The 12674-nt window shown below is 68.6% G+C and carries 13 protein-coding genes; 5 read left to right on the top strand and 8 right to left on the bottom strand.

Going from position 1 to position 12674, the window contains the following annotated elements; translation table 11 throughout:
* Positions 1-122: 122 nt before the first annotated feature.
* From pucL to ACFXJL_RS30785, 5 genes are all read right to left on the bottom strand, one after another.
* Positions 123-1031: a factor-independent urate hydroxylase gene (gene pucL / locus ACFXJL_RS30805; RefSeq protein WP_358877936.1), complete on the bottom strand. Its 909-nt coding sequence runs from the start codon at positions 1029-1031 to the stop codon at positions 123-125.
* Between the two features lie 5 nt (positions 1032-1036).
* Positions 1037-1444 (bottom strand): hydroxyisourate hydrolase, encoded by a 408-nt coding sequence (gene uraH / locus ACFXJL_RS30800; protein ID WP_358877937.1) that lies wholly within the window; start codon positions 1442-1444, stop codon positions 1037-1039.
* 118 nt (positions 1445-1562) lie between these two features.
* Entirely contained in the window at positions 1563-2102 is a 540-nt protein-coding gene (gene uraD / locus ACFXJL_RS30795; protein WP_384697840.1) for a 2-oxo-4-hydroxy-4-carboxy-5-ureidoimidazoline decarboxylase, read from the bottom strand.
* Between the two features lie 293 nt (positions 2103-2395).
* Entirely contained in the window at positions 2396-2809 is a 414-nt protein-coding gene (locus ACFXJL_RS30790) for a helix-turn-helix domain-containing protein (RefSeq protein WP_358877938.1), read from the bottom strand.
* Complete coding sequence (locus ACFXJL_RS30785) at positions 2806-3057, bottom strand: thiamine-binding protein (protein ID WP_358877939.1); 252 nt, start codon at positions 3055-3057, stop codon at positions 2806-2808. The genes ACFXJL_RS30790 and ACFXJL_RS30785 overlap by 4 nt, the downstream gene beginning before the upstream one ends.
* 528 nt (positions 3058-3585) lie before the next feature.
* On the opposite strand from ACFXJL_RS30785, the gene ACFXJL_RS30780 reads away from it, so the two are divergent.
* Positions 3586-4410 carry a hypothetical protein gene (locus tag ACFXJL_RS30780; RefSeq protein ID WP_358877940.1) on the top strand — a complete coding sequence of 275 codons (825 nt, stop codon included), beginning with the start codon at positions 3586-3588 and terminating at the stop codon, positions 4408-4410.
* Positions 4411-4530: 120 nt separating this feature from the next.
* Positions 4531-5037 (top strand): GNAT family N-acetyltransferase, encoded by a 507-nt coding sequence (locus ACFXJL_RS30775; RefSeq protein ID WP_384638751.1) that lies wholly within the window; start codon positions 4531-4533, stop codon positions 5035-5037.
* 107 nt (positions 5038-5144) lie between these two features.
* Here the strand turns inward: ACFXJL_RS30775 and ACFXJL_RS30770 are convergent, their stop codons facing one another.
* Positions 5145-6791: an AMP-binding protein gene (locus ACFXJL_RS30770; RefSeq protein WP_384697836.1), complete on the bottom strand. Its 1647-nt coding sequence runs from the start codon at positions 6789-6791 to the stop codon at positions 5145-5147.
* Complete coding sequence (locus ACFXJL_RS30765) at positions 6788-8467, bottom strand: AMP-binding protein (protein WP_358877942.1); 1680 nt, start codon at positions 8465-8467, stop codon at positions 6788-6790. The genes ACFXJL_RS30770 and ACFXJL_RS30765 overlap by 4 nt, the downstream gene beginning before the upstream one ends.
* A 109-nt stretch (positions 8468-8576) precedes the next feature.
* On the opposite strand from ACFXJL_RS30765, the gene ACFXJL_RS30760 reads away from it, so the two are divergent.
* Positions 8577-9431 (top strand): response regulator transcription factor, encoded by an 855-nt coding sequence (locus ACFXJL_RS30760; RefSeq protein ID WP_384697834.1) that lies wholly within the window; start codon positions 8577-8579, stop codon positions 9429-9431.
* 226 nt (positions 9432-9657) lie between these two features.
* On the top strand, positions 9658-10056 hold the full coding sequence (locus tag ACFXJL_RS30755) for an SAV_915 family protein (protein WP_384697831.1): 399 nt from the start codon (positions 9658-9660) through the stop codon (positions 10054-10056).
* Positions 10057-10099: 43 nt separating this feature from the next.
* Here ACFXJL_RS30755 and ACFXJL_RS30750 read toward each other — a convergent pair whose 3' ends face one another.
* The gene (locus ACFXJL_RS30750) at positions 10100-11308 is read right to left on the bottom strand and encodes a winged helix DNA-binding domain-containing protein (RefSeq protein ID WP_384697828.1); all 1209 of its coding nucleotides are present in this window, start codon (positions 11306-11308) and stop codon (positions 10100-10102) included.
* Between the two features lie 699 nt (positions 11309-12007).
* Between ACFXJL_RS30750 and ACFXJL_RS30745 the strand changes: the two genes are divergently transcribed.
* Positions 12008-12613 carry a response regulator transcription factor gene (locus tag ACFXJL_RS30745; RefSeq protein WP_358877946.1) on the top strand — a complete coding sequence of 202 codons (606 nt, stop codon included), beginning with the start codon at positions 12008-12010 and terminating at the stop codon, positions 12611-12613.
* Positions 12614-12674 lie beyond the last annotated feature (61 nt).

Raw genomic sequence — 12674 nt, 5'->3', positions numbered from 1 at the left:
CGTTCCCTGCCCAAACGATCCACCCTGACCGGTGCACCCGACGCTGTCAGGGCAGGGTCAGGGGGTGATCAACTGCTTGAACCTCCACCGTTAGGCCCCCGGATGTGCGGAAGGCAGTCCCGTCACACGGCCGGCAGATCGACCGGAATAGCCGCGACGGCCCCGTTCCTGAGGACCGTGGCCTCGATGAGCCCGTACGGGCGGTCCGCGGCGAAGTAGACCTCGTGGTCATTGCTGAGGCCAAAGGGTTCCAAGTCGACCAGGAAATGGTGCTTGTTCGGCAGCGAGAACCGGATCTCCTCTATGCCCGGGCTCTCTTCGATGACCGAGGCGCCCATGGCGTACAGCGTCTGCTGGAGCGAATAGGAGTAGGTCGTACAGAACGCCCGGAGGATGCTCCTCTTGACCCGTTGATAGGAGTCGTCCCACGAGGGCACGGGCTGTTCATCGGATTCCCAGGAATGGCGCCACCGGGCGGACACTTCGGTGGCGAGCATGCGGTCGTACGCCTCTTGGAGGGTCGTGTACTCGTCCTTGGCGTAACCCCAGAACTCGGAGTCCGTCGAATTCATGACCGTCAGGTCCTGGAGGCCGGAGATGACCTGCCAGCGCTCGCCGTCGTAGGTGATCTGGCAGACCCTGGTCTCACAGCCGCGGCGGACGAAGGAGTGACCGCCCGTCGCATCGTCACCGATGTCCGAAGCCCCGATGCGCTCCCAGCCGAATTCCTCGATACGGATGCGTGCGCGGTGTATGGGCGGTTGAGAGTGCACGAAGTGCCGGGCAAGACGTATGCCGAACTCTTCGGCGGATTCGATCCCGTGTTCCTTGGCGAAGGCGTACACCGTGTTCTTCGCGGTGTCCGTGGGGAGCACATGGGTATTGGCACCGAAGTGGTGCACATCCGCCATGTCGCCGGAGAGTGCTATGGAGACGTTGAGGTCCTTCAGATGGTGAACGGCACCTTCCCTCACCACGCGGACGACTCGGACCTCCGCCTTTCCGTACTGGTTCTGGCCGAGAACGGGCATCGGTGCTAGCTCCCTCGGTAGACGGAGTAGGAGAACGGACTGAGCAGCAGGGGTACGTGGTGGTGCTCCCCCGCGTTGACGGCGAAGGCCACCGTCACCTCCGGGAAGAACACGGCTTCCCTCCGGTCGGCGCCGGAAGGGGCTGCCCCTCTCGGAGCGGGTTCGCCCGCGTAGTACTCCTCGGTCCGGAATTCCAGGCGGACGTGAGTCGTGCCCGCCGGTGGGACGGGGAGGTCCTGGCAGCGGCCGTCTCCGTCGGTCGTCGACCCGCCCAACACCTGCCAGGCGCCGTCCGTCGACGATCGGAACGCCAGCAGCACGGGTACGCCCTGAGCGGGACGTCCGACGGCGGTGTCCAGGACGTGTGTGGACACCGAGGCAGTGGACACCAAGGCAGTGGATTCGCTCCTCATCGCCCCTCATTCCCTACGCGGTTCGGGTCTCCGGCCGGGCGTCGCGAGCGCCACCGTCATACGTCGCCAACCAGGCTGGAAACAGAGGTCGGGTGGGGCTGCCGTCCGGGCAACAGCTCTAGTGCCCGGCGGTGAGCCGAAGGAACCGAAGCCGGTTGATCTTTCCCAACTCGGCTCGCACGACGTCGTGTTCTCGTTCCCGATCATTCACCAGCCGACCGCGGAGGGCGTCCCTCAACTGTTCACCGCTCAGCCCGGTGGCACAGATCAGGAAGACATGACCGAACCGCTTCTGATAGGCGAGATTGAGTTCTACCATCTCGGCCTTGAGGTCGTCGCTCGCCTCGCCCATGCCCCGCTGCTCCCGTGCGGACACCGGATCTGCCGGTGTGGGCCGGCCGATGGGCGGGTGCCCGGCCAAGGCGTCGGACAGGTCCTCGACGGTCAGGCTCGCGGTGATCGTGTCATTGGCGCTCAGCAGGGCTTCGGTATCCGGGTAGGGGCGCCCGGCGATGATCCCACTCACCCAGCGGGGGCTTGCGCACACCTCGCGCAGGAGGTCGAGCGCCTCGGGTTTCGCCAGGCTGTTCAGCCGGGTGAGTCCCGGCGGCTGCGTTGGTGCCGCTCCCTCCGGAGGGCGCAGTGGGCTCGATGGCACGAGGTCTCCCTGGACGTCGTTCGCAGGAGCATGGAACCGGCCTGCGCACAGCTAACGCCCCCGACCGACGGGCGTCAACAGTTTGTTGAAATCTAACGAGGGCGGCCATGCGTCGACGAAGAGCGGGCGAGGACCCCGCAGTCCGGGACAGCGGTCGCGGACCTCGGCGATGTCGTCGCGATCGCATCCACCCTGGCGATCGCGCGCAGAGCCTGATGGACCCGGTGCCACCGATGACCGCGACGCCACCGCCGGACTCCTTGCCCGGCGCGGACCTCGGGAGCGGGTTCCGATCAATCGCCCCGCGGCGCGGCTTCCCCGGCCCCCCGCGCCTTGGCCCGCTGCTCATTGGCGTGGTTGACGTAGTTGTAGATGGTGAAGCGACTGACGCCCAACGCACTCGCCACCGTCTCCACGCCATGCCGCACGGAGAAGGCGCCCCGCGTCTCCAAGGTCCGCACCACGTCCTGCTTGGTCTTGCGGTCCAACTCGGACAGCGGTCGTCCGTGGTGACGCTCCAGAGCCGCGAGAATGCGGTCAAGTGATTCGGACAACCCCGGCAGCCGTACGGCGATGACTTCCTCGCCCTCCCAAGCGAGGAGTACATCGTCGGCAGCGGCCCGCGCGGGGACGATGAACTCGGCGCCCAGGGCATCGACGAGTGGCCGTACCGCGGCCAGCAGGGGATGCTCGGCCGGCCCGGTCATTCGCCCGCCTCCCGCACGACGTTGAGCTGAACGGAGACCCGGGTGGCCCCCGCTGCCACAGTGCGGCGCAGTACGTCGTCGAGCACGGCCAGCACCGCATCCGATGCGCCTTCCACCGTGTTGCCGAACGGCCCGACCTCCACCACGTCCAGGGGAGCGGCTTCTATCACCGCACGGGCGACCGTTGCATGAGCGGGTGGCTCGTCCAAGTCAAAGGGTTCGGTGGTGAATTCGACCCTCAGTCGCACTGTGCCCCCATTGCATCCATACCGAACACTCGTTCTCCCCCGGCGCTCCCCCAGCGACTCCTACGGGAGGGCTCCGCGGGGCTGCTCCCCACCAAACAGCGCTCCGGGACGTCTGCGCCCGTCCCCCACGCCCCGGTCGCAGGCCGCAGATGGAGGGCGGTCGACACCGTCACGGTGACGACGCACCCGGGGTGTTCGCGTATGACCATAACGGAATCATCCCGGCGACCAGCGTCCCCGTGAGAGCGCACTACCCGGCCCGGACGGGCACGGAGCACGGTGTGGCCACCCGGTCGCCGACGCCGGCGCGACCGTCCCCGCTTCCGTATGTTGAACACGCGAAGCAGGGCCGTTGTCCGGGAACGGCCACCGGTCGTACACGGCGTCAACACCCGCCGATCTCCCCCATCATTGCGGCATACGGGAGAAAAGACTCGCCATTCGGACGGCAACGTAAGAATGTGGTTGCTTCCGAGTCAAGGGATGGCCGAGACCCTCCCCAAACCCCCCTCTACTGGTGGACGATGGATGAGCACATTGCAGGGCAACTGCCGGGATGAGCCAGGATCTGGGGGCAACTCGATGGCCGAATCACTGCGGGTGCGCTGTCCGTCGTGCCTGCGGGACCACCAGTTCGCGGCACCGGTCTACCCGTGCGTCTGCGGAGCCTCCCTCTCCCCACCCCTGCAGCACGGCACCGCGCCCGAGAGGTTCCTCCGTCGCACCTGGGCCGAGGACTGGGTACAGGTCCGTTGCGAGCAGTGCGGACGGCTGGACCACTGGCCGCAGCCGGAACTGGGCTGCCCCTGCGGAACGCTGTTGCGCATCCCCGTGAGGTCCGCGGAGGACGCCGGCACGGGCTCGTCCGGGGCGCCCCAGAGCGCTCCCCAGCCCTCGCACATACCGCTTCCGAGGACCGCGAACTCACCCCGGCCCGCCTTCCGTCCGATCGCCATCCGCACGGCGCGCGACGCCGTGACCATGGCGGAGCTCTATCTCAAGTGGCTGGGCTTCCGCGAGGTGGTCCAACAGGACATCCACCTCCCTGAGGCCCGGCCCGAACCCCCCGTCGACACCCCCCTCGCGCCGGCCATAGACCTCCGTGGCCCGGGTCTCACGGCACAGGTCAATCCGTCCACCCAGCCGGCCGCACCGCGCGATGTGGAGTGCCTCTGGTTGACCGGACTGACCGCGGCGGCGGAGACCACCGTCTACTTCTCCCTCGCCGGCTACGCGGGGGACGCGCGCACCCGCGCCGACGACCTCGGGGTCGCCCTCTTCAGCATGGACCTCACCGGTAGCCCCCAGCCGGTCAACACCCAGGCGGCCGAGTTGGTCTCCACCGGGGTCTGACACCGGAAGGGCCATGGGCGCATGGCCGAGCGCAGGCAGTGCGGGCGGGCCCTGCGTACGGCCTCGGGCCCGGGCGCACCCGCAGATCGCACCGTCCCCGCGCTCAGCGATACTTCCCCCATGCGCATCCGCCCCGCCACGGCCGCAGAGCTCCCCCGCCTCCAGGACATCGAGAGGGCGGCGGGAGAGCCCTTCCGCGCCCTCGGGATGACGGAGATCGCGGACGACGATCCCCCGAGCCTTGAGGTGCTGGAGGGCCACCGACGGGCTGGGGGCGCCTGGGTCACGGTCGAGGACGACGGCCCACCGCTGGCGTACCTCCTGGACGAGGTGGTGGACGGCGCGGCCCACATCGAGCAGGTGTCGGTCCATCCGAGCGCCGCACGGCGAGGGCTCGGCCGGCTGCTGATCGAGGCACTGGCCGAACGGTCCGCCGCCGCCGGACTGACCGCACTGACCCTGACGACCTTCGCCGAGGTCCCCTGGAACGCCCCGTACTACGCGCGGTTGGGCTTTCGCCCGCTCCAAGAGGCGGAACTCAGCGAGGGACTACGGCGGATCAGGCGTCAGGAAAGGGAACTAGGGCTCGACCGGTGGCCCAGGGTCTGCATGCGGCGGGCCATCTGATCCGACTCGCCCCGGGATGAGGACCACTGCGGGCCACGGACTGAACGGTGCTGAACCGTCCCGGAAGGTACTGAGGGGTCCTGCGGGCAACGGGCCGGTGCAAGCGGTCAGCCGTACCGCTCCCGCAACTCCACCTTGCGCACCTTGCCGCTGATGGTCATCGGGAAGCCGTCCAGGATCTGGAGCCTGCGCGGGATCTTGTAGTGCGCGAGCCGGTCGCGGCAGTAGGCGGTGAGCTCGTCCAGGGCGGGCGGATCGGTCGGGTCGCAGGGTATGACGCAGGCCAGGATCTCCTCGCCGTACCGCTGGTCGGGGACGCCCACGACCTGTACGTCGGCGACCTTCGGATGGGTGTGGAGGAACTCTTCGATCTCCCGGGGATAGACGTTCTCGCCACCCCTGATGATCATGTCCTTGATCCGGCCCACGATCTGCACATATCCGTCGTCGCGCATCACCGCCAGGTCGCCGGTGTGCATCCAGCGCCCCGGATCGACGGCTTCGGCGGTTCGCTCCGGTTCGCCCCAGTAGCCCAGCATCACGCTGTAGCCGCGGGTGCAGAGCTCACCGGCCTCACCCCGGGGCAGGGTCGTCCCGGTCGCCGGGTCGACGATCTTGACCTCGACATGGGGCATCACCCGGCCGACCGTGCCCGTACGGCGCTCCAGATCGTCATCACGGCGGGTCTGGGTGGACACCGGGGATGTCTCCGTCATGCCGTAGCAGATCGACACCTCCCCCATGTGCATCTCGCTGACCACCCGTCGCATCACCTCCACCGGGCACGGCGAACCGGCCATGATCCCGGTGCGCAGGGAGGTGAGGTCGTACGAGGCGAAGTCGGGGAGGTTGAGCTCCGCGATGAACATCGTCGGAACCCCGTACAGGGCGGTGCAGCGCTCCGAGGCCACAGCCCGCAAGGTCGCCCCGGGGTCGAAGGTGGGAGCGGGAATCACTATGCACGCCCCGTGGGTCAGGGCCGCCAGATTGCCCATCACCATCCCGAAGCAGTGGTAGAAGGGGACGGGAAGGCATATCCGGTCCAACTCGGTGCACCCGAGGGTCTCGCCCACCGAGTAGCCGTTGTTCAGGATGTTGTGGTGGGAGAGGGTGGCCCCCTTGGGAAATCCGGTGGTTCCCGAGGTGTACTGGATGTTGACCGGATCGTCGCAGGACAACTCCGCTTCACGATGGGCGAGTTGCGCGGGCGCCACGGTGTGCGCCGCGTTCAGCAGGTCGTCCCAGGATCCATCGCCGATGAAGTGGACCGCGCGCAGTCCGGGACAGCGGTCGCGGACCTCGGCGACGAGGGCACGATAGTCACTGCTCTTGTGTTGCTGTGACGCGCACAGCACGGATATGCCGGCGTGCCGCAGGACGTACTCCAATTCATGGGCGCGGTAGGCCGGGTTGATGTTCACCATGATCGCTCCGACCCGGGCGGCGGCGTACTGCACCAGGACCCACTCGGGGCAGTTCACGGCCCATATGCCGATCCGGTCGCCCTTGCTGACGCCGATGCCGATGAGGGCACGCGCGAGCCGGTCGACAGCGGCCCCCAACTCGGCGTAGCTGAAACGGGTGCCGCTGGCCACGTCGACCAACGCCTCTCCGTCGGGACGGGCCGCGACGGCCCGGTCGAGGCGCTGCCCGATGGTCTCCCCGAGCAGCGGGGTCGCTCCGGTGCCGTGGGCGTACGAGAGCGGGGCGTCGGCGACGCCCCGCTCCCTGGAGGGTGCCTCGGTCAGACTCATCGGAAATCTCCCTCGTCGTACTCGGTGGTGATGGAACCTTTCGCCGTGCGCTCCCGCAGTTCGATGCGGCGGATCTTCCCGGAGACCGTCTTGGGCAGTTCCGCGAACTCCAGCCGCCGCACCCGCTTGTACGGGGCGAGCACCGAGCGGGAGTGGGCGAAGAGGAGCTTCGCCGTCTCCGGGCCCGGCTCCCAGCCGTCGGCCAACACCACGTACGCCTTGGGCACCGCGAGCCGCAGCGGATCGGGCGCGGGGACCACCGCCGCCTCGGCCACCGCCGGGTGCTCCAGCAGGGCGCTCTCCAGCTCGAACGGCGAGATCTTGTAGTCGGACGCTTTGAAGACGTCGTCCGAACGGCCGATGTAGGTGATGTATCCGTCGACATCGCGCGCCCCGATGTCACCGGTGCGGTAGTAGCCGCCCGACATCGCCTGTCCGGTGAGTTCGGGGTCGCCGTGGTAACCCGCCATCAAACCGACCGGAGCGGTGGTCAGGTCCAGGGCGATCTCTCCCTCCGCGGCGCCCGGTGCGCCGGTGACGGGGTCGAGCAGTTCGACCCGGTAGCCGGGACTCGGCCGGCCCATCGACCCCGCTTTAAGGAGTTGGCCGGGGCTGTTGGAGACCTGGACGGCGGTCTCGGTCTGCCCGAAGCCGTCCCGCACGGTGACCCCCCACTCCCTGCGGACGGTCTCGATCACTTCCGGGTTGAGCGGCTCGCCCGCCGCGACCACCTCCCGTGGCGGGTTCTCCAGTCGGGTGAGGTCGGCTTGGATCAGCATCCGCCAGACGGTGGGCGGGGCGCAGAAGCTGGTGACGCCCGCCCGGTCCATCTCGGACATCAACCGGGCCGCGTCGAACCGCGTGTAGTTGTGGATGAAGACGGTGGCTTCGGCGTTCCAGGGCGCGAACAGATTGGACCAGGCGTGCTTGGCCCAGCCCGGCGATGAGATGTTGAGGTGGACGTCCCCGGGTTGGAGCCCGATCCAGTACATCGTGGCGAGATGGCCGATGGGGTAGGAGCTGTGGGTGTGCTCCACCAGTTTGGGCCGGGCGGTGGTGCCGGAGGTGAAGTACAGCATCAGCGTGTCATCGGATCGGGTGACACCGTCGGGTACGAAGACGGGGTCGGCGGAGCTTGCGTCCCCGTAGGGGAGCCAGCCGTCGACCGGCGCCCCGACGGCGATGCGGGTGTATTCGCCCGGCACATCGGTGAACTTGTCGGTGTCCTCGGAGCGTACGAGCACATGCCCGGCCCGACCCCGCTCCACTCGGTCGCGGAGGTCGGCGGAGCCCAGCAGAGGGGTCGCGGGGATGACGACGGCCCGCAGTTTCATGGCCGCGAGGGCGACTTCCCAGAGCTCGTACTGGTTTCCCAGCATGACGACGATCCGCTCACCTGCCCGGACGCCCTTGGTCCGCAGCCAGTTCGCGGTACGGGCGGAGCGGACGGAGAGTTCGGCGAACGAGAGGCGGGTCTCCGTGCCGTCCTCCTCCACGATGTGGAGCGCGGTCCGGTCGTTGCCCCGTGCGATAGCGTCGAACCAGTCGAGGGCCCAGTTGAACTGCTCGGGCCGGGGCCAGACGAAGCCGTCGTAGGCGTGCTGGTACTCCTCCCGGTGCCGCAGCAGGAAGTCCCGGGCCACCCGGAACTCCTCGGTCGTGCTGCTTGCAGCCATGTGCCCTCCTCATTGCCACACCACTCAGTAGCATCGTGTTAGCAGTGACCTACGTCTCACCACCCCCGATCGGGGGTGGTGAGACGGAAACAGAGGGAGTGGAACGGTGTTGTCCGAGCCGACCGAGGCGGTGGAGATGCGGGCGGCGCTGGTGCGCCTGCGCCGCGCGACGGGTCTGCCGATCGCCTTCGGTGGACTGCTGCACGATGCCCAACGACTGCGGATCGCCCAACTGAGCGGAGCGCAGACGAGCGCGCTGCACGGATTGTCGATCTGCACGGGCAATGGTCTGGGCGGCAAGTCCATGGCCCTGTCCCGGCCCTGTGCGGTGACCGACTACCGCGAGGCCCGGCACATCAGTCATGAGTACGACTCCGCGGTGTCCACGGAGGGCCTGCGCTCGGTCCTCGCCGTACCGGTGGTCGTCCGGCGACGCGTTCGGGGGGTGCTGTACGGGGCGCTGCGGCGGCCGGTGCCGCTGGGTGACCGGACCTTCGACGCGGCGGTCGCCGCTGCCCGCGACGTGGAGCAGGCCCTCGTGGTCCGTGACGAGGTCCAGGGCCTGTTGGCCGTGGCCCGGGAGCCGGTGGCGGGGCGGGGTGCGTGGGAGGAGGTCCGTGAGGTGCACGGTGAACTGCGCGCACTGGCCCCGAAGGTGGCCGACCCGGAGCTTCGGCAGACGCTGCTGGCGGTCTGCGGGCGGCTGGCCGAAGCGGGGGTGCGGTCGGATGCCGCGCCGAGCAGCGGCACCAGACGGTCCGTGCAGTCGGTGGGGCTCGCCCCCCGCGAGGTCGACGTGCTGGCCTGTGTCGCGGCGGGGGCGACGAACGCGGCGGCGGCTGAGCGGCTCGGGCTGCGACCGGAGACGGTGAAGGGCTATCTCCGCGCGGCCATGCGGAAACTGGGGGCGCACACCCGGCTGGAGGCGGTGGTGGCGGCACGACGGGCCGGGGTGCTGCCGTAACCGGCGGATCGCCGCGGATGCCGGCCGCCCGTGCCCGGGTGCTGGGGAGTCGTCAAGGACGGGGGCTTCGGCGTCAGCGGCGCATCAGGGCCCGTACCCGGAGCATCCGATGCGGCTTAGCGTCGCACTGACCGGTCGACGTTCGTGCGTCGACCGGGAGACGGCCCCCGGCCTGCTGGGCCGGGTCGTGGTCGTCTTCGGTGCGATCAGAGCTGCAAGGAGAACCATGTACACAGCAGATGACGGCGAGGGTGATCGTCCGGGGCCGGTAGCGGCGCTCTACGTCCCGGTGCGGTTCGGTCGGGTCGCGGGCCATCACCTGTGCTTCCTTCGTACGCCGCTCGGGGTGCGGACCGCCGTGGGGTTCACCAGCCGTGAGCGGCTCGCCGCGGTTCTCGGTGCGGAGCAGGCATGGATCAGGCTCGCCGAGCCGGTCGTACGTGCGCTCGCCGAACCTTTGGGCGTACTGACCCTCACCATCGATCCGCAGCTGACGGCCCCGGGGCCGGCACGAACCGTGGCGAAGACGCCCGGGACGCCTTCGTGTGCAAGGCGGTTGATCGACGCGCCCGGCGAGCGTCCCGCGGCGGAAGGGACCCTGCGGGCGGCGACGGCCGCCGGTTGAGTTCTCGCGTCCGGGCGCCTGAGGCGACCGGGGGGCATCGTCCTCAGTCGAGGAATCGGCCGAAGCGGATGTCGTACGTCGCCGCTGAGGACAGTGCGCTGAGTGTCCGCTCGGCTTCCTCGGCCACCTCTGCTCGCTGTGCCTTGCCAAGGGGTGCGAAGAGCTGCACGGTGAGGGTCGCCCTGTTCGCCCCTGCCTCGCCGGTCTCGCTGACCTTGCTGGACTTGCTGGACTTGCTGGACTTGCTGGACTCGCTGCCTGCCCTGCCTTCGGTCTGGGTGAGCTGCCAGATCCCGGCGAGGAAGCCGTCCACCAGCAGCGTGGGGTACGACTGGTTGCCGCGCCAGGTCAGCGACTTGTGTTCGTCCTGGGCGACGACCCGGCTGCGGTCGGCGTGCGAGAGCAGGAGGTTGTCGTACTCGGGCAGGAAGCGCGGCGGTGCCGGGGTGCTCGGGTCGGGGCGGGACGCGTCGGGGAGGTCGAACAGCTCGACTCCCTTCTCATCGCGGAAGACCAGCAGCCGGGGGCGCAGCCGGACGAAGACCTCCCGCATCCGGGTCAGCCCGGACCAGGTCTGCATGTCCTTGACGGAAGCGGGCCCGAAGGCTCCGAGGTAGCGCAACACCAGGTCGTCCACGGTGGCCGCGGGATCTGCGGTCCGTCCGAACCAGTGCTCCGCCGTGGTCAACCTGACCTGGCCGCTGCTGCCCCACAGGCCGCGGGGCGTGATCTGCACCAGCGGGAGCAGACAGCGGGCGGCGATGGAGAGGGACTGCGGGTCGGCGTGCGGCCATCGGGCGAGGAGCGCTTCGCGCAGTTGCTTCATGGTTCGGGGTTCGCCCTCGACGAGTTCGCGGGCCAGGACGGTCAACTGGTCGAGATCGACTCCTTGGAGCCCGCCCTGGAACATCCGCAGCTCACGGGCGGGGCCGCCGCTTTGGACCAGCTGACGCAGAACCAGGGCGTCTGCCGCCGAGTGGGTGTGGATGGTCGATCTCATCGTCACCAGCCGGCCCACCTCACGCGAGGCCATCAACGCGGAGAGCTCCTGTGGGTCGAAGTCGGCAAGTCGAGCGGCAAGGGCGACGTACGGGGGCTTCACGTTCTGTGCCTGGAGGCCGACGAGGTGCTCGATCGCGCCGAGGACCGACATCCGCGCCCGCGGTGAACGACGCAGGAGGAGTTGTCGGTCGAGGGTGGCGCGGTTGAGAGCGCGGGCAGTGAGCACGGGAGGCTGTTTCGCAAGGGCCATGACCCCACGGTAGTCAAAGTTGCGGACAGCTTCGGTCCGCAATGGAGGGGGCGGATAGGTCGGGTGGTACGGGTGACGTCTCGTACAGCGGGCATGAACGGCGATCCGAACGGGATGCCCGACGACCACGGTTCAGGTGTGCGGGGCTCGCGGCCCGGGAAGCAGGGTGCATATCCCGCCATCTCCTGGTGTTGGCGCTTCATCACAGGCCACAGGGCATGGAAGGCGGGCAGCTCCTTCGTTCGGGGATGGGTCGACGACCGACGTTCGAGCGCGGGCGGCCATGGGCCGCGGGGGTGTTCGAGGTGGCGGAGGGGTGCGCCGAGGTACGGCTCCGCCCCTGTCTTCGCACGTGGCGCCGGTGTCGAGCGCCCCCGTGCCTCAGCTGGAATGTGCCCGTGGCACACCTCGGGGCGCACACTGCCCACCTGGTGAACCCGAACGACCAGCCAATGGATTTTGGCGAGGTTCCACCCCTGGCTGAGTGGTCTGCCCGGTGTCGTCATCACAGGCGCGGGCAGACGCAGCAGGGGCGCACGTCTGACGATCCCCGTGCGCTCTCACGCCCCCCTCGCGTCCCCCCTTCGGGGGTATTAGGCAGATCGTCAGTGTCGCGGCGCTCGGCTGCGGTGAACTGGTGATAGTTGCCCACCGAACGTACGCAGCGTACGTACACGTTGACAGCTGAAGGAGCAGCACATGACGACGGTTCTGCTAGTACACGCGGTATCACTGTGGCGTGCATCGTTGGCTTGCCTGCTCAGCAAGCACCACGGCATCCAGGTGCACACGACCGACAAGGGGGGCGTGCGAGCGGCCATGAACGAAAAACCCGCGGACATACTGCTGACGGATCTCGACTGTCCGGATTCCGTGGAAGTCCTCACCCTCTCGGAGTCGCTGCGGCGTTCCGCGGAGCAGCAGACGGCCCTGGTGGTGCTCGCGCGAGGGGATCGAGCCGGTGATTTACGCAGAGCGTCGGATGCGGGGGCGAGAGGATACATAGACAAGTTCGGCCCGGTGGACAATCTCTGCGACGTGGTGCGCAAGGTGGCGTCGGGCGGTCGGCACATCGACCAGTCCTTGGCCTTCGGACTGTTACAGGCGACTGAAGTACCACTGTCCCCGAGGGAGTTGCACGTGCTGTCCATGGCCGCCGAGGGCGAGTCGGTCTCGTCCATCGCCAACGCACTCCATCTGGCGAGCGGCACGGTCCGCAACTATCTGGCGGCGGCGATACGGAAGACGGGGGCACGGAACAGACTCGACGCCATAAGACTCTCGAAGGAATTCGGCTGGCTCTAGGCCCGGGTCGGCCACTTCTCCAGCTCCAGTTCGACACGGCGGGGCCGGTTCTCGGCCTCCT

Source organism: Streptomyces sp. NPDC059256 (assembly GCF_042753785.1).
GTDB lineage: Bacteria > Actinomycetota > Actinomycetes > Streptomycetales > Streptomycetaceae > Streptomyces.
The sequence above is the reverse complement of the archived record's forward strand: the minus strand, read 5'-3'. Positions and strand labels throughout refer to the sequence as shown.